Origin of the sequence: Leadbettera azotonutricia ZAS-9, assembly GCF_000214355.1 — a bacterium.
GTDB classification, from domain to species: domain Bacteria; phylum Spirochaetota; class Spirochaetia; order Treponematales; family Breznakiellaceae; genus Leadbettera; species Leadbettera azotonutricia.
The window spans coordinates 2,053,301-2,069,942 of the sequence record NC_015577.1; the positions used below are offsets into that span (position 1 = coordinate 2,053,301).

At 51.4% G+C, this 16,642-nt stretch carries 17 protein-coding genes; 7 read left to right on the forward strand and 10 right to left on the reverse strand.

Going from position 1 to position 16,642, the window contains the following annotated elements; translation table 11 throughout:
* The first annotated feature begins 78 nt into the window (after window positions 1-78).
* Complete coding sequence (locus tag TREAZ_RS08950) at window positions 79-2,604, forward strand: helicase-related protein (RefSeq protein ID WP_015711517.1); 2,526 nt, start codon at window positions 79-81, stop codon at window positions 2,602-2,604.
* A 30-nt stretch (window positions 2,605-2,634) separates the two neighbouring features.
* Here TREAZ_RS08950 and TREAZ_RS18245 read toward each other — a convergent pair whose 3' ends face one another.
* The 3 genes from TREAZ_RS18245 to TREAZ_RS08970 form a co-directional block, all read right to left on the reverse strand.
* Window positions 2,635-3,075, reverse strand: a complete 441-nt coding sequence (locus TREAZ_RS18245) for a hypothetical protein (RefSeq protein ID WP_169312625.1) — start codon at window positions 3,073-3,075, stop codon at window positions 2,635-2,637.
* Window positions 3,021-3,254 carry a PD-(D/E)XK nuclease family transposase gene (locus TREAZ_RS08960; RefSeq protein WP_043923014.1) on the reverse strand — a complete coding sequence of 78 codons (234 nt, stop codon included), beginning with the start codon at window positions 3,252-3,254 and terminating at the stop codon, window positions 3,021-3,023. The genes TREAZ_RS18245 and TREAZ_RS08960 overlap by 55 nt, the downstream gene beginning before the upstream one ends.
* Window positions 3,255-3,770: 516 nt before the next feature.
* Window positions 3,771-4,181, reverse strand: a complete 411-nt coding sequence (locus TREAZ_RS08970; RefSeq protein ID WP_015711520.1) for a hypothetical protein — start codon at window positions 4,179-4,181, stop codon at window positions 3,771-3,773.
* Window positions 4,182-4,370: 189 nt separating this feature from the next.
* On the opposite strand from TREAZ_RS08970, the gene TREAZ_RS08975 reads away from it, so the two are divergent.
* Window positions 4,371-5,192, forward strand: coding sequence for an Rpn family recombination-promoting nuclease/putative transposase (locus TREAZ_RS08975; RefSeq protein ID WP_015711521.1), 822 nt, complete (start codon window positions 4,371-4,373; stop codon window positions 5,190-5,192).
* A gap of 70 nt (window positions 5,193-5,262) precedes the next feature.
* On the opposite strand, the gene TREAZ_RS08980 is transcribed toward TREAZ_RS08975, so the two are convergent.
* A complete protein-coding gene (locus TREAZ_RS08980; RefSeq protein WP_015711522.1) occupies window positions 5,263-5,883 on the reverse strand; it encodes a response regulator transcription factor in 621 nt (206 codons plus the stop codon).
* Window positions 5,880-6,632: a sensor histidine kinase gene (locus TREAZ_RS08985; protein ID WP_015711523.1), complete on the reverse strand. Its 753-nt coding sequence runs from the start codon at window positions 6,630-6,632 to the stop codon at window positions 5,880-5,882. The genes TREAZ_RS08980 and TREAZ_RS08985 overlap by 4 nt, the downstream gene beginning before the upstream one ends.
* Between TREAZ_RS08985 and TREAZ_RS08990 the strand changes: the two genes are divergently transcribed.
* Entirely contained in the window at window positions 6,611-7,405 is a 795-nt protein-coding gene (locus TREAZ_RS08990; protein ID WP_015711524.1) for a hypothetical protein, read from the forward strand. The genes TREAZ_RS08985 and TREAZ_RS08990 overlap by 22 nt on opposite strands.
* 243 nt (window positions 7,406-7,648) lie before the next feature.
* Here the strand turns inward: TREAZ_RS08990 and TREAZ_RS08995 are convergent, their stop codons facing one another.
* Genes TREAZ_RS08995 through lepB (TREAZ_RS09010) form a run of 4 tightly spaced genes read right to left on the reverse strand, consistent with a single transcriptional unit; the run spans window position 7,649 to window position 11,086 of the window.
* Window positions 7,649-8,161, reverse strand: a complete 513-nt coding sequence (locus TREAZ_RS08995) for a hypothetical protein (protein WP_015711526.1) — start codon at window positions 8,159-8,161, stop codon at window positions 7,649-7,651.
* A 24-nt stretch (window positions 8,162-8,185) separates the two neighbouring features.
* Window positions 8,186-9,361 (reverse strand): radical SAM family heme chaperone HemW, encoded by a 1,176-nt coding sequence (gene hemW / locus TREAZ_RS09000; RefSeq protein WP_015711527.1) that lies wholly within the window; start codon window positions 9,359-9,361, stop codon window positions 8,186-8,188.
* 3 nt (window positions 9,362-9,364) lie between these two features.
* A complete protein-coding gene (lepB, locus tag TREAZ_RS09005) occupies window positions 9,365-10,087 on the reverse strand; it encodes a signal peptidase I (RefSeq protein WP_015711528.1) in 723 nt (240 codons plus the stop codon).
* Window positions 10,088-10,090: 3 nt separating this feature from the next.
* Window positions 10,091-11,086: a signal peptidase I gene (gene lepB, locus TREAZ_RS09010; protein WP_015711529.1), complete on the reverse strand. Its 996-nt coding sequence runs from the start codon at window positions 11,084-11,086 to the stop codon at window positions 10,091-10,093.
* Window positions 11,087-11,153: 67 nt separating this feature from the next.
* Here lepB (TREAZ_RS09010) and TREAZ_RS09015 point away from each other — a divergent pair, with 67 nt between their 5' ends.
* The 3 genes from TREAZ_RS09015 to TREAZ_RS09025 all read left to right on the forward strand — a co-directional run bounded on the left by TREAZ_RS09015 (window position 11,154) and on the right by TREAZ_RS09025 (window position 14,038).
* Window positions 11,154-12,641: an SUMF1/EgtB/PvdO family nonheme iron enzyme gene (locus TREAZ_RS09015; RefSeq protein ID WP_015711530.1), complete on the forward strand. Its 1,488-nt coding sequence runs from the start codon at window positions 11,154-11,156 to the stop codon at window positions 12,639-12,641.
* Complete coding sequence (smpB, locus tag TREAZ_RS09020; RefSeq protein ID WP_015711531.1) at window positions 12,638-13,096, forward strand: SsrA-binding protein SmpB; 459 nt, start codon at window positions 12,638-12,640, stop codon at window positions 13,094-13,096. The genes TREAZ_RS09015 and smpB overlap by 4 nt, the downstream gene beginning before the upstream one ends.
* Before the next feature lie 75 nt (window positions 13,097-13,171).
* The gene (locus TREAZ_RS09025) at window positions 13,172-14,038 is read left to right on the forward strand and encodes a TP0183 family DNA metabolism protein (protein ID WP_015711532.1); all 867 of its coding nucleotides are present in this window, start codon (window positions 13,172-13,174) and stop codon (window positions 14,036-14,038) included.
* A 4-nt stretch (window positions 14,039-14,042) separates the two neighbouring features.
* Here the strand turns inward: TREAZ_RS09025 and TREAZ_RS09030 are convergent, their stop codons facing one another.
* On the reverse strand, window positions 14,043-14,483 hold the full coding sequence (locus TREAZ_RS09030) for a septum formation initiator family protein (RefSeq protein ID WP_015711533.1): 441 nt from the start codon (window positions 14,481-14,483) through the stop codon (window positions 14,043-14,045).
* Between the two features lie 139 nt (window positions 14,484-14,622).
* On the opposite strand from TREAZ_RS09030, the gene TREAZ_RS09035 reads away from it, so the two are divergent.
* Window positions 14,623-16,641, forward strand: coding sequence for a hypothetical protein (locus TREAZ_RS09035; protein ID WP_015711534.1), 2,019 nt, complete (start codon window positions 14,623-14,625; stop codon window positions 16,639-16,641).
* The last annotated feature ends 1 nt before the right edge of the window (window position 16,642 follow it).

A 16,642-nucleotide genomic window follows, 5' to 3' on the forward strand; every position in this document is an offset into this window, starting at 1 on the left:
TTCAGCATATCACATTTGGAAAAAGAAATAAAGGCTTCCGCACCTTAACCTTATTCGTTTATAAGGTTATGATAAGGTATGAATTATCTCGACCTCCCGGTCTATAAGCATAAAGACCTCATACTTAAGGCCCTCGAAACAAACCAGGTAGTGGTAGTCGAAAGCCCCACAGGTTCGGGCAAAACCACCCAGCTCCCGGTGATACTCATGGACGCGGGTTACGGCAACAACGGTGTCATTGGCGTCACCCAGCCCCGGCGCATAGCCGCTGTCTCGGTAAGCGAATTCATAGCCCGCCAACTGGGGACCCCAGTCCCCGGCGTAGTGGGTTACAAGATGCGCTTCGAAGACAAAACAACCAGGGATACCAAAATCAAAATCATGACCGACGGCATACTCCTCCAGGAGATGAAGCTCGACCCATGGCTTTCCAAATATGGCTGCCTCATAGTAGACGAAGCCCACGAGAGGAGCCTCAACATTGACTTCATCCTGGGCCTTTTAAAACGAGTCCTTGAATCGCGCAAAGAATTCAAAGTGATAGTGTCATCGGCCACCATAAACGCAAGCGTCTTCTCCGAATATTTCGGCGAATGTCCGGTGGTAAAAATTGATTCTGTCACCTACCCCGTTACCATGATCTACGATCCCCCCGCCGTTGCAGCCTCGGCTGGCAGCCAGCTTGCATCCGAAGCCCTCCTCGAAAAGATCAGCTCCATCACCGAACGGATCATAAGCGAAAAACGTGAAGGCGACATTCTCATCTTCCTCTCAGGTGAAAAAACGATAAAGGACTGCATGGGCCGCCTCGCAATGGGAAGCGCAGGCCCCTATCTCCATATCGTTCCCCTTTACGGAAGGCTGGGCAAGGAAGAACAGGAACGGGTTTTTGAAGCCCCTCCAAAAGGCAAGACCAAGGTGGTCATCTCCACCAACATTGCGGAAACTTCCGTGACCATAGACGGCATCACTGCGGTGCTCGATTCGGGCCTTTCAAAACTCAACTATTACAACCCCAGGACTTTTACGTCCAGTTTGATAGAAGCCCCCATTTCCAAAGCCTCCGCAAACCAGAGGCGGGGCCGCGCGGGACGCACCAGGGAAGGAACCTGCTACCGCCTCTACAACCGCAAGGATTTTGAAAACCGCATACTCTTTACCACCGAAGAAATTTACCGTACCGACCTTTCGGAAGTGGTGCTCCGCATGGCCGACCTGGGCGTTACGGCCTTTGAAGAATTCGACTTCATCTCCCCGCCCAACCACGAGGGCCTTATTGCCGCCATAGAAACCCTGAACCTCCTCGACGCCCTCGAAAGCGACAGGACTCTTTCCAGAACCGGGAAGCTCATGACCGAATTCCCCCTGCCCCCCAGGCAGTCCCGCATCATCGTGGAGGCCATTTTAAAATACCCCGAAGTAACCGAAGAGACCGTCATTGCCGCGGCCTTCCTCTCGACCCAAAGCCCCTACATACTCCCCCCCGGCGAAGAGACCGACGCCCGCAAAGCCCACCACGGTTTCAGGGATCCTGACGGCGATTTTGTTTCCTATTTAAAACTCTACCGCTCCTACATGGATTCGACAAACAAGCAGAAGTTCTGCGAAAAAAGTTACCTCGACGAAAAAGCCATGGCAGAAATCGCCAACGTAGTTGCCCAATTAGCACAAATAGTGTCGGATATGGAAATCCCCGTTCTAAGCGGCGGCCCGGTAGAAGATTACCTCTGCTGCATTGCACGGGGCCTTATACAGTTTGTCTGCGTCCGGGAGGGAAGGGAATTATACCGCAGTCTTACTGCGGACCGCATTCTTATCCATCCCGGTTCGGTCATGTTCAGGATGGACCCCGAGTACATCGTGGCAGGCGAAATCGTCCGCACCACCCGGATGTACGCCATGTCCGTTTCGCCCCTCTCCTACAAGACCCTGGAAAAAATCAGCCCTGAATTGTTCAAAACTTTTGGAGGCAGCAGGGGCAGAAGGACTACCCAGTCAGAAAAGCTCAAGCGTCCCCGGGACTTCACGAACAATGTCAAAATCGGGGATGAAATTTTTGAAATTGAAACAATCAGGGGCAAGAAGGAAGTTAAGCTCCCCTGGGAAAAGCTTTCCAAAGCCAAGGATAAAATCACCCCGGAAACCGCGTCGCTTTACAAGAATTTAAAAGGAACCATCATTGTCGGGGGCAAATATTCGCTTCTCCCAGGAGAAAAGCTCTCCCTCATCTTAACCCTTACTCCTTCGCTCAACCCCGAAGAGGCATGGAACAAGAAACTGCCCAACAAGGGGAACCTCGATTCCAAAGAAAACCTGGACGAGCTTCTGGATGCCCTCCCCCTCCTCGTGACCCCGGCTCTCTGTAAGGCCAAAGGCAAAAACACGCCCAAGGGAACAATCAAAAAAGAGCTGGGCTTCATTGCCCTCTTTACAGACGGGGACGGAAATTACTGGATGAAAGTTTCAAGGGGTTTCCACACAAGCCTCAACGAAAGCCTCTCCAGCGTAGAAACCCTCATCGACGAATTAGGGGACGAAGTGGACATCGGCAAGAAGCACATCGTGAACCAGACGTACAGAAGGCTTTCGGATCTGCTGGGGTAAGGGCGGGGGATTTTTACCGCTAAGCCGGTTTTACTCCAGCTTTTGTGCGGCGGCTATCAGTTCTTCGGAAACGCCCAGCTTTTTCAGGCTTTCCATGAATTTAGCCTTGTCCTGCGCTGCCTTTTGTTCGGCTTCTTCCAGACCTTTGTTGTATTGGTGCATCTCACGGCTATGCTGGTCCATAAGCCATATCTGGCGTTTCTCAGCCAGTATCTGCGCCTGCTCGTCCTCGCTCAGTTCCATCAGTACCGCAACAGCTTTCTTTACCCCAGGGTCTTTCTCAGCTACCATCGCAAATTCCTCCTCTTCCTCGCTCCTCAAAAACTGCCCCCCGCTCTTCCGGTTATACAGTCCGTACCTATTATAATAATTTTCTTCCTCGGGAACCAGTATCTCATTCATAATGATAATACTGATTACCCGTTCCGCGGTGTTCCAGCTTTCGCCCCGTTTAAGCTGCTCGGAGAGCATTTTTGTACTGTGGTTTCGGGTTTAAGGTGGGGGTCTGCAATAACAAGGCCATCATACTCATCCGCAGGGATGTCGAGGGCTGCTTTGAGAAAAGCTTCCAGAATATCAATATTCCAGGAGTCGCCGAAGATAAGCTTGAACACATAGTCAAGCTTGGGGTGCAGAATCTTATTTGCCATGGTTTGCCTCCACCTTATATATGGTGTTGCCCTGCATGGCGCATTGAAATTTTGCGAAAAAAGTGAAAAATTCGGAGATTTTGCCGGGTTTTTTAAGTTTTTGGGGGTTTGTGCGAAATTTCAATATTCTGCGTATGTGAACGCCATATTGGCAAACGGCGCAGCGGCATTTAAACCCATTCTTTGGATCAAGCAGAGGGAAACGAACAGGTCACTTTAGACCTATTTTATTTAAAAAAGGGTCTAAAGCGACCTGCTTAATTTAAGCAATACCATGTAAATATCCGGGAGACGCAGAGCCTCCCGGATGGATCTTAGTTCAAAAACCGGCGCTTCATTTGTGTGTAAAGGAATGCGCCATCTTGCTCTCGGCGCCAACGGCAACAAATTGACCATCCCCATAGGCTATGCCATTAATTGAGCTGGAACCATCGGGAGAGCTGGCTATCTTGCCGGAAGATCCGACGGCAATCCATTTATCGGTCCCATTACTACACACAAATTGAATGGCTGTCCTTAAATAAATTTGTCCAGATTTGGATACAAAGTTGCAACACCATTAAGTGCCGCAAATGCCATTTCTGTGGATACGCCGCTGCCATTTCTGGCATTTGAAAGATTCAATTTGCCGGCTGTAATTCTCCAATCAACTGTGCAGGATGTCCCCATTAATTCAAGAGTCAGTGTTGATGAATTCGCTTTCCATGTGCAACCTACCGTGGGGCTATTGCCCCATGTTCCGCTTCCATCAGAGTTTATCTGGAAAAATTGTGTATAAGGACTAGCAAGCCCCCATGTTCCAACTAGTTCGGCAGGAATACTACCGCCGCCGCCCGTTGATCCGTTATCGCACGAAACAAACCCCAACCCCAACCCCAATGCCAAAAGACCAACCAGCATTGCCATAATAATTGATTTCTTTTTCATACAAAATCTCCTTTTGGATTTTATTTTTCCATATAAAAAATATTTGTCGTGAGTTTAGCTACTCATATTTGCAGGGTTTTTTGGGGTGTTTTGTAGGTAGTTACGCACGAATTGGAGGGCTATTGGACTTTTGTGGGAGATCCGCAAGTCTTGTTGCATTCTGACCGCCCTTTTGGGTATACTGGTTATATGAATTATGAAATTCTGCCACCCACCGATGACTGGATCTTCAAGCTGCTTTTCGGCGATGAACGCCATAAGAGCAGCCTCATATCATTATTACAGGCTTTTGTGGCCCTGCCGGATGAAGAATACGAATTGACCTTTTTAGACACCTACTTAAAACCTGAATCCGAGGATGATAAACTGGGCATCGTTGACGTGAAGGTTCAGACAAAGACCGGAAAGATTATTGATATCGAGATACAGGTCAATCCGATCAAAAATATCGGTCAACGGCTTTCCTTTTATAAATCAAAGCTGATAGTAGAGCAGATAGGCAAGGGCGAACGGTACAACGTCATTCAGAAGGTCATCTGTATCTGCATAAGCAATTACGAGCTCTTCCCCGGGGTTCAGGGCTATTTGAACAATTTTAAGTTTTACAATCCAAAAACCGGGCTATGCTTTGAAGATATACCGGAAGAAGTATACACCCTTGAACTACCCAAAGTCCCAGTCAAAAGCGATGGTACCACCGGCTGGGAATGGATGCAGTTTCTGCGTGGAACGCAAAAGGAGGAATTCGAGATGATAGCGGCAAAGAACCCTGAAATAAGGAAAGCGGTAGACACCCTGTATGAGTTGAGCGCGGACGAAAAGGTCCGTGCGGAATACGAGATGCGTCAAAAAGCCTGGCGTGACCGTATTTCCCAGATTGAGGGCGCCTATGAGGATGGATCGCAAAAGAAAGCGGTAGAGGTTGCCAAAAAGGCTAAAGGAAAGGGCGCAAATATAGATTTTATCATGGATATAACCGGGTTAACCGAACAACAGATACGGGAGTTATGAAGATGAACCTGTTAATTCGGCAGGTCCGTGCGGAATACGAGATGCGTCAAAAGGCGTAGGATATCCGGAGCTATATCTTCTGCAAATCCGAGCGTGACGCAATGCCGGTTTTGTAGTAAATGCGGGAAAGGAGGTTCTCCACGGTGCGGGGGCTTATACCCAGGGCGGAGGCGATACGTTTGTTGCTCTGGCCATCCCTTAAGTGCCTGAGTATTTCCGCTTCCCGGTGGGTAAGAAGTTTTTGGGTTTCTGCGGCGTTTTTCAGCTTGGGTTCCACGGCCTTGTCTATGGAGACTTTACCCTGAAGCACCGCATGGAGGACGGCTTCGAGTTCTTCCTCGTTCCGGTATTTGCAGACATAACCCCGGACGCCGAAGCCCAGGGCGGCATTTGCGTGGGCGTAGTCATCAAACTGGGTGTACACAACTACGGGGGGCGTTTTGCCGAACCTTTCCCTCACCCAGGGGATAAGATCAAGACCCATGGCGTCTTCTGTTTTGCCATCATGAGGGCTTAGCTGGATGTCAAGGAGCAAGATGTCAGGAAGCGCCGCCATCTCTGAAAACAAATCCCTGGCCTCCGCAAGATCCGCGGCGATGCCCAAAACTTGCCAGTGCCCGGTTCCGGCAAACCATGCGGCCAGCCCTTTGCGCATGACTGGGTGGTCCTCAAGTATGACGATGCTGTTCACGGCTTATCCTGCGGCGGCACTTTAACGCACACCATAAGGCCGTTGCCCTCTACGCTGATAAAGTCGATATGCGCCCCAAGGATTGCCGCCCGCTGGCGCATGGTACTCATGCCAAGGCCGTCATGTTTGCCTTCTCTACGCAGCCCTGGTCTGCTCTGCAGACCTTGGCCGTCATCTGAAATGCTGAACAGCAGGGGCTGACCCTTTCCAGGAAATCCTTTGGATTTCAGGAATCCGACAGGTTCCGGGACGCCCTGCCGGGCGACCAGCACGGCCTGTTTTGCGTGGGAGTGTTTGCCGATGTTGTTGAGCGCTTCCTGGGCGATACGGTAGAGATGCAGGCGGTGTTCGTCACTCAGGCCGTTAAAGTCCAGGCTTTCTTCTATTTCGACAATACATTCGATTCCGGTGCGTTTGACAAAGCTGTCGCATAAGGAGCTGAGAGAATCTTTCAAGCTGAACCGGATCAGATCGGGGGGCATAAGGCGGCCGCAAATTTCACGTATACGGGCGGCGGCAGGGTTGTCCCGCAGATCCGGGAGCACCGTGTCGTGAAGCTCGGCGGCAATGCGGCGTCGCTCGGTTTCCTGCGCTTCCAGCGCCAAAGAAGAAAAAGCCATGTTTTGCAATTCCCGTTTCCTGGCTTTACGCATGGCAAGATAGATATAACTGAGACAGGCCATAAGCAGACCGATAAAAAGCACCAGCAGCCACAACAGGCGGAAATATGAATCGAATTCCGAAGGCAACAGGATTTCCGGCATTATCTTATTATAACAGAAAACTGGACAAAAGGGCTATAAAGGTTTTTAATACGGATATGCTGACAGACTCTGTTTCCGGCCATAGAACGAAAAATCCGCCGGTTTTGTTTTTTGTATCCATCGCGGGGGCCTTGCTGAATGTCCTGGTGGGTCATTTTTTACGGAACCTGCTGGGCATTCCCCTGTACCTGGATACGGCGCTGACCATGACCGTCACGTTTTACGGTGGCGTGTTCTGGGGCGTCCTGACCGGAGCGTTGACCAACCTGATTATGCAAAGCATCTTTTTTTACGGTTTTCCTCATTATCTATATGCCCTCTGCAACATAGCGGTAGCCCTGGTTACTGCTGTATTTATCCGCTGGTTTCCCCAGGAGCTGCATATTGACGGCGCAGAGAAGCCGCTGCCCCAAGGCCATCGGCCCAGCCAATGGCAAAGCCAGTGGCTGCAGGACCTGATGGGAAGGGCTATTGTGCTTGTCATTTTGTCTTTTGCCCTATGCCTGGTTATAAGCGTTCTTGGGGGCCTTTGCGCGCTGATCATTAAAGGTTTTGATCCACAGGTTCATGATCCCATAGACCCTGAACTGAATTTCAGGCTCGCCCTGGTACGAAGAAATCTGCCCGGCATTGTCGTGGAGATAGGCTCGCGCATTCCGGTGAACCTCCTTGACCGGCTCATCTCGTCTTTTGCCGGGTACGGGCTGGCGGCGCTCCTGGCCTGCATAGGCGCGCGGCAGCCAATGAATGACCGCTAAAGCATCGATATGTTCAATAAAATATGCCCCTTTTGTTATTTCTGTCAACATATTTTGCGCCAGTTTGCCGTGCCGGTTCCAAAATCAAGGGGATTTTAAAACCAATTCAAATTGCCTGCATTAAAAATGAAACTGCGCCCATGTTTGCAGTTTTTAATTAAAAAAAGCAGAGATGGGCGCAGTTCCATAAAAACCAATTAGCAGCACTATTCAACTTTTCATTCTTTGGTGTTAAATTAATTCTTATTTTTCCTCTTCCTCTTCTTCGTCCTCTTCCCCTTCGTGCTCGGCGTCGCCGCCTGTGACAAGGCTTTTACCGGTGCGCTTAAGGGATTCGTAGCAGGAGATGCCGGCCTGGGCTATGGCCTGGTCGTCTATGCCCATGAGGCCCGAGAAAGAGCAGATGCAGTTGCCGTCATCGCTTATGATAGCGCCGAGCCACCATGATTCATTGCCCAGGACCTGGTAATAGTTGGTGCCCGAGTTCTTGCCTGTGCGGCGGCAAAAGGCTATTTTTTCATGGGCCAGCCCGTCGAAATTGACGCCGTTGTTTACCACAAGCTCGCCTTCGTAGCCGTAATCGCGGCTGACCACGCCGAAGCTCCGACAGGTGGAATCCCACTGCTCAGGGTTCTTGTCGTCCCTGATTTCGACAACCATCATGCCCCGCCTGCCGTCTTTCATGTATTCGGCGGAGTTCTCTAAAATGGTCTTGGCCTTTTTTTCCATGGCGTTAATTATCGCATTCCTGTTCATCCTGGCCCCCTTAATTCAGTATCATTATTGATCTATTTCATCAAAAGCGTCAATCAAAAAACGGTCAAGAAAAAGGAGGCCCCCGCTGTTGAGAGCCATGCTGCCCTGCCGCAAAAACCCCCTGGCATTCCACTTTTCCAGTGTATGGGGGATGGCTTCTTCCAGGGTTTTTCCAAATCGTTTTTTAAATAACGGCTGGTCAACACCCTTAACATACCTGAACCCCATAAGGAGGCTCTCTTTCATCAGAGTTAGGCTGTCGAGACTCTCTTCTATTACCTCCGGCGGTTCCGAAGAGGTTTCGCGTTTCAGCCAGGCATCCGCATCAGCCTTGACCGTATAGCGCCGGGCTGTCCCCTCATCGTCAAAGATCGTGCCCGAAGCTCCGGGCCCAAGGCCGAGCCAGTTTTCCATGCGCCAGTACCGTATGTTATGCAGGGATTCTTTGCCGGGCAATGAAAAATTGGAAACTTCGTATTGACGGAAACAAGCCTGCTCAAGGAAATCCCTGCCCTTTATCCAAAGGCTGTCCGCTTCGTCAGGGGGCGGCAGCCCTATGTCTTCGCCCTGGGCAACAATATCAAACAGGGCGGAGCCTTCCTCGACAGTCAAACTGTAAAGGGAAACATGGCCGGGATTGAAGGATAAAAGCCTTTCAATATCATCAAGCAAAATCTTCTCGTTTTGAAAGGGAAGCCCCGCAATAAGATCCGCAGAAAAACTGCGGGGGTAAATTTCAGAAACCAATTCCAAACATCCGGTAAGAAGCCCCGCCTCCCCCACTCTGTGCACAGCCTTCCTGCTTTTTTCGGAGAAACTCTGCACCCCCAGACTTACCCGTGTAACCCCGCCGTCACGGCAGGCTTCGAGGAAGTCCCGGCCGGCCGATTCAGGATTGGCCTCGACGGTAATTTCCAGGGGGGAATCCCGGCGGCTTTCTCCCGGCCAATACCCGGACAATCCATCCAAAAGCCGCTTAATGCCTTCGGCGCCAAGAACCGAAGGCGTCCCGCCTCCGATATAAACTGTAGGAATACAATCAACACGAAAACTGCGGAACAGCAACGCTGCGTCTTCAAGAAGCCTTTCAATAAAAAGATTAAGCCGCTTGTCCTGCCTTAAAACCGGCGCCGAATAGAAATCACAATAGTCGCAGCATCCCGCGCAAAAAGGGACATGCACATAAAGCGAAGCCTCCACGCTCTAGGGCTGCCCCAGCTTTGTAAACGGCCAATACCTGAAAAGCACTTTTCCTGCTATATGCTTAACCGGAACAGGCCCCCAGGTACGGGAATCGTTAGTATTGCTGCGATCGTCGGAGAGGACAAAACATTCGTCACTGCCCAGGACCACCCTTTCCATATTGCCCGAGAAAGGAAGGGTGTTATCCCAGAGGGCAGGAACCTGGGGTATATCAATTTCATAAGGGGTATCCCAAAGCTCGAATTCCGTAAAACTGTAGGCATCCCCTTTTGGCTTTACCCTGATTACAAAATTGGTCATGGTAATTTCGTCCCCCGGAAGGCCGATGACCCGTTTGAGATAAACCTGTTCCCCCTGCCTTTCAAGGCTGAAGCGCTGGGCTGTAAAAAAACGGAGCACTCCGTCAAGGGCAAGGGAGAAAAATCCCCTCTTGTTCCCCAGGGACGTATCCACCAGCACTACATTGCCCCGCTTAAAGGGAAGCTTTTCCATATCCGGTCCGGGGATAAAGGAATAAATTTTATAGGATGAAAAAATGAAACGGTCCCCCGCATGGAGGCCGGGCTCCATGGTTCCATTTTCGAGGACCCTCATGGAAAAAACCAGGGAAGTGAGGGAAGTGTACACAGCAAAAAAAACAAATACCCAGAGGAGTATCCAGCGTATGCGGTGGCGCTGGTTTTTTTGCTCTGCGAAGGAATACCCGCGCTTTTTACCGAACATTGTTCACCTGATTGGGCCAATGCGCCCGAGCTGGGGCCAGGAGTAATAGATAACAGAACCCTTGCCCAGTATCTTTGAAGTCTTCACCGGGCCAAAATAACGGCCGTCCCTGGAATTGTCCCGGTTGTCCCCCAGGGGGAGTATGCGCGATTCGGGCACATACCAGCCAAGGGTGTGCCTGGCGAGCCTTGACCGGTAGCGGCTGTCCTGGGGATTGGCAGCCCGCAGCACTTCAAGCCATGCCTTCTCATGGGCAATATAATCGGGGTACCGTATGTTGTTCACCGGAGCAGCTTCGGCATTCAATGATCCGGGGACAGGAAGGCCAAGGTTGTTGTAGGCTGAAATCTTGCCCGCGGCCTCCAGGGCAGGATAGGCGCTTTCGTCCATGAGGCGGCTGATTTTGTGCACCATGCCCCGCTGATCATGAAAATCATTTTCGTCTGCCCAGCGATCTTCCCCGGCAAAGCGTATGCGCAAATTCCCCTTGTCCTGAACGAACCAATCGCCGCCCGTGCCTACAGCCCGCTTGATGAGGAAGTGGGCCTTGGGTTCCCCAGACTCGTCCTTGTCGATATCCACAAACGAAAGGGTGAGCATATAGATGATGCGCTGGGCCACGTCAAAGACAGTACCCCTGGAAATATACGAAGGGTTTTCAAAAATAATAATATCGTTGCGTTTAGGCTTCACCGGGCTTGGCAGCTTGCCCAGGCCGGGAAGAATTTCGGGGCCGTAGATTATCTTGTTGACAAAGATCCTGTCCCCAATAAGGAGGGTGTCTATCATCGACCCCGAAGGGATCTGATATGCCTGAAAGAGATATTGATTGATGAGCAGCACCACGCCTGCTGCCCATAAAAAGGCCTCGAGCCAATCAAGAACAAAGTTCTTGGCCTTCTGCTTTTCCTTTTTGATGCGTTTTTCCCTGCGCCGGGCAGTAAGAAAAACCTCGGTCGCCCTTTGAAGGCGGTCAAAAAAATCAATTTCCCTGATCATCTATTATAGAAAATACCATGAACAGCCATCGTTGACAAGATCCAGCCCCTCTCCTATAATTCTAGCCATGCCTTCCAAAAAGCCCGTCTCAGAGGAAATTGATACAACTTTACATGAAGAAGACAAAGTTCATTTAAAACCTTTCCTGGGCATGCGCCCCGGCATTTATTTGGCGGGAATTTACAGCGTGCTTATCGTCCTGATCCTCTATTTTGCCCTCCTCTATCCGGGGATTTCAAAACCCGGCAGCGTGCTGGTTGTTGATTCAGAGCCTTTCGGCGCAGCCATAAGGGTGGACGGTGTTTACATGGCCGCTGCCCCCTGCAGCGTGTTTGTCCCCAGGGGCATTCACCGCGTCGAAGCGGTGCTTCCCGGTTTTGAGCCTTACCGCGTCGAGCTTGAAATAAAATCTCGCGCCTTTGCCTCCCTTTTTGCGCCTTTGAAGCTTCCCTTTAGGGCAGAGCTTAAGCCCCTTGACCCTGCTGCCGCTTTTGTCAACGAGGCTGCTGATTTTGCGGCTTGGACTTTTGCGGGCGAGCCTACAGCATCCTATCAAATTCCTTTGAGCCTTTCGGAGGGTGCATACCGCCTAGGCCCTTCAGCTTCCAACGGGGCGGTCTTTGACGCAATGGATAAGACCCTCAGGGCATCCGCCAGGTTCGCCGTAACCCGCGCAAGTCTCAGGGATTTGGCGAGGGCCAAATTCCTTTTGGACAATCAGGGCCTCTCCCCTTCGCCATTGAGCCTTGTTTCTTCCGCCCAGGATATCCTTGCTTTCCTCGGGGCGAACCCCGGCTCTGCCGCATGGCTGGCCGACACGCTCCAGGATAATGCAAGCTCGGAAATCGCAGAATCATCCTGGTACATGGGGGAAGTCGATTATGCTTCGACCCTGGGCAACCCAGGCGGGGCTGCAACCAGCAACGGGCCTGCTGTCCTGGGCCTCAACTTCAAGGAAATCTCCGGCGGCGAATTTGTCCAGCCCGGCGCCTTTCCCCATAAGGCAAAAGTCGAAAATTTCTACCTGGCCGAAACTGAAATCACCGCCCCGGTCTGGGATCTTTTTCTGAATGAAAACCCAAAGTGGCGGCAGGAAAATACCGCAGAATTGATGAAACAGGGCCTTGTAAACTCCGATTACCTCAAAGTGGCGGAGTTTCAGGATCTGAACCGCAATCCTCCTGCGGCCGGCATTCCCGGGATCTCCTGGCACGCTGCCAGGGCATTCTGCCAATGGCTCACTGCCAAACTTCCCCCCGCCTATTCAAAATGGGAAGCCAGGCTCCCCACGGAGGCTGAATGGGAGTATGCTGCCGGGGCCGGGATTGGCATGCAGGGGGCTTATTGGGAATGGTGCGAGGATTCCTACGCACCCCTGGATTTTTTCCCCGACCCTGCATCAATTTCCAATAATTTGTCGCCTGAGAAATCGGTAAAGGGCGGCGCCTGGATTAGCCCCTCAGGCTCCGTGGCTACCGAAACCCGGGGTTCCCTGCCCCCTTATTCCTGCTCCGCATTTGTCTCATTCAGGCCGGCACTGGGGGCAAAACCATGAGCGAGGGGATCAAGATCATTGCCACAAACCGCAGGGCAAGGCACGACTACAGCGTGGACGATACCTATGAATGCGGCATAGAACTCGAGGGGACAGAGGTCAAATCCTTTAGGGACGGGAAAATCTCCTTCCCCGACGCTTGGGCCGAGGTACTGGACGGGCAGGTCTGGCTCAGATCCCTCAGGGTGGCTGAAAACCCCTTTTCCTCCATATTCAACCATGATCCTGACAGGAAGAAGCGGCTCCTCCTCCATAAAGACGAGATAAAGCGGCTGGCCCGCAAAACCGAGGAAAAGGGCTATACACTTATACCCCTTTCGTTCTATTTTAAGAAAAGCCGGGTCAAAGTTGAACTGGGCCTCTGCAAGGGCAAAAAGATGTTCGACAAAAGAGCCGATATTCGGGACAGGGATGTTGAGCGGGATTTAGCCAGGGAATTCAGGAGACACCACTAGCTGATTTGCACCAACCCGCCAATAGCATTGTTTTTTTAAGAGAATGGGGATAGTATCGTAGCAGAAATTAAATTTATGAGAAAAAGGCTATTGCCATTTTTGGCGGCGGTTTTTTTTCCGTTCCTTGCATACTCGCAGGAATCCAAGCCGATAATCCGGTTCAGCCCTTTTTTTACCAAGGGCATAGGCATAGAAGAAACTCGCTTCATCGAATCCCTTATCCAGTCCTACCTCAGCGATTTTGGGGATGTGGTAAACTTTTTTGACTCTTCCCTGCCCCAGGATTTTTCCGGCACAGGGGCTTTGCCCGATACATGGACAAAAGCCCCCGATTATGTGCTGACCGGCAGCATATACCTCGAGCCTGATGGCAGGATCTTCACCCTGGAAGTCCACAATACCGTCTCGGGGGATACCCTAAGCTCCACCACCGTGCACCGCACTGCAAGCGATTTGGCCCTTAAAGCCCGCTCCCTGGTGGAAAACGTATTTTCCTCCCCGGTGATGGCCGCAAAAGCTTCCCCAGAGGCTAAAGAGGCCCCTGCCGAACGCCCCGAGCCCATCACTGAAACAGCTGTAATCGGTACCTGGCGGGGGGAATCGGGCATTGAGATGATACGTCTCCAGCAGGGCGGCCGGGGTGTGGCTTTCTTCTCCTCGGGGGCCCAAATGAACCTTAGCTATACCATCGAGAACAACACCCTTAAGGTACGCCAAAATTCGCCCAATACCGAGCGTTACTATTATCCCCTGCCCTACGGGGTGGCAAAGCAGCTCAGCGCCGAGGCAGGCCCTATGGTTTGGGAACTCTACCTGTACTCGGGGGGCGCCCACCTTAAAGGGGTCAAGATCTCGGCAGAGGCCAAGGTTGAAGGCAATCTTTTGGTGGAAATAAACCCCGAAGCCTCCAGGGATACCAAGTGGACCCGGAGCATGCGGTAATTTTTTATCTGCTTTTCAGGTAATTGAGGAAGTCGTAGGCGCCAAAACAAATCAGCAATGTAAGGACCGCGAAAAAGGAAAAAATGCGCAAAAACCTGTCGGGGGTATGCTCCGGGGGTATGGCGGTCACTATGCGGCCTGGAGAAGCTGTCATTTTAGGAGTATTGCCCAGGCCCACTATGCGTATGAACTTTTCGTCAGAGCGGGCAAAGCCCTGTTCCCGGGCATAGACCGCCAGGGTATCCCTGTCGTAGAGCAGGGCGTCTTTGGTGTTTCCAAGATCGTGGTTTATAACCATCAGCTCTTCAACATTGGCTTTTTCCTTGTCCAATTCAGCTTCAAGCTGGCTGTAGGCCCTGAAGCCCTTGGGCCCTGAATTTGCGGAAAAAAGCGCATAGATAAGGACCCCAACCCAGAGGGCGATGAGGTATTTTGCTGCTCTCATTATCTCAATTAACGGATACTTCTCCCTGTTTCTTGAGCCATCGCTGCAGGATTGACAACAGGAAAAAGCTCGGGCTAAGCTTTATAATAGGAGTAGCCGATATTCACTATAACTGTAATCATAAAAGCGGGAGCGGTTCATGGCAAATGACAAAAAACCATCAATATACTACGATCGGGGAACCATAGGGTCCTCGGATGAGTTGGACGAATACGGGGTCTGGGTCAAGAGCGAACCTCAGGATCTGTCCTCTTCGGGGGCCGACAGCCAGGAAGCCCTGGACGAAACCGATGTAGGATCTACCGATATTTTTGACGAAATATCAGCGGATTTTACGGACATTACCCCGGACATGCCTGAGGCAGAAGAAACGGCTGACGAGGAATCAATTGATATTGAAGATTCCGACGGGCTGGCCGATCTGGATTTGCCTGATCTGGATCTCCCCGCAGGGGATGATTTCTCCGCTTTTGACGTGCCAGAAGCTGAAATCACGGAAGACGAAACAGACGAGGCGCCGGCAATAGATAACGGCCTGGACCTCGTTGACAGCTCTTCTGATTTGGACATGGAAATTCCTGAAATGGATTTTGAGGATTTTGCCGACGAAACCACTGAAAAAGCCAGCGACGAAAGCGCGGACCTGGGCTTTGCCGAAGTTTCCCTTGACGATCTTTCGGACGAGGGCGACAATGCTTCCTTTGACGAGTCGATTTCCCTGGACGAGCCCGAGCTTTCAGAGCCGCTTCCCGAAGCTGCCGCCGAGCCTGCCGGAGGGCATGGGGAAACATCTGCTTCCCAGGAGCTTTCTACCCAGCTCCTCATGAAGATCGCAAACGAGCTTGCCTCCATACGGACCGAGCTGTCCTCCCTTAAAAAAGATTTTGCAGGCTTCAAAACCGAAAGCGCCCCATCCGGCAGTCCTGCCGATCGCGGCTTCTTCAATCAGGAAGAAGACGACGAAAAAATAGCCCTCACAGGGGACGAGATGGACACCATCCTCAATGTCGAGGAGACCGATGAGGTCGAAGACACTGAGATAAAAGGCGGCTTCTTTGATGAAGAAGAAGACGAGACCATTTCGCTTACCGGCGATGAGCTGGACAATATCCTCAATACCGCGGATTTTACGGAAGAAGCGGGGGCGGATGCCACGGACGAAAGTTTCAATCTGGATGATTTAGGGATCGAGGAAGCTGCCGAACCGCCCGCCGAAATTCCGGCGGAGTCTCCCGAGGAGACAATAGACGACCTCGATCTGGATATAAACCTGGAAGAGACTGACCTTGACGAACTTGCCGGTGAAACCGCCTTTGATCAGGGTCTCGATGACATGGGCCCCGGTATCGCCGACAGCTTCGAAGAATCCATCGAACCCATAGAATTGGATGTCCCCAATGAGCTTAAGCAGCTTCAGGAAGAAGGGGCCCAGCCCATGACTCCTGCTCCGGAGCCCCAGGACACCAGCTACCTCGAAGAGGATCCCCTTTCCGGTGAAACCTTTGATGAAGAATCCCTCGATCTTTCGGAAGCAGTAATCGATGAGCCTGATCTTTCCGGAGAAATTCAGGACAACCCCATCGAGGAACCTTCCCTGGACGATATTTCCATTGATCTTGATATAGGGCTGGAAGACAGCGAAACCACTCCTGCCGAAGAGCCTGAAGAAGCATTTGAAGAACTGGAAATTCCAACAGAAGAATTCAGCCTTGATGCCGGCGAGGAGATCGAATTCCCCCTGGAGGAAGAGGAGGAAATCCCTGTTTCCCCTGAAGCTGTTCATGATGAAACTGCCTCTGCGGAAAACGCGGAAGAGGATCTTGCATTGATCCCGGAAGGCTTTGTGGTGGAAGCTGACGAAAGCCAGGGTGATGCTGAAGTCAGCGCGGACGACGATGCCCTGACCCCGGATGATTTTGCCATTCCCGATGAAACTGCGGTGGAAGATATAATCGAAGAAGTGACTGCCGATGCAGCAAGCGACGACAGTCCGGGCCCCGGCGGCATACCTTCCCATCTTAAGCAGGAACTCAAAACCGTGCTTTCCTATATGGATCAGCTTCTCGAATCCCTGCCTGATGAAAAAATAGAAGAGTTTGCCCGTTCCCAATATTTCGACACCTATAAAAAACTCTTCAAAGAATTAGGGCTTGTATAAT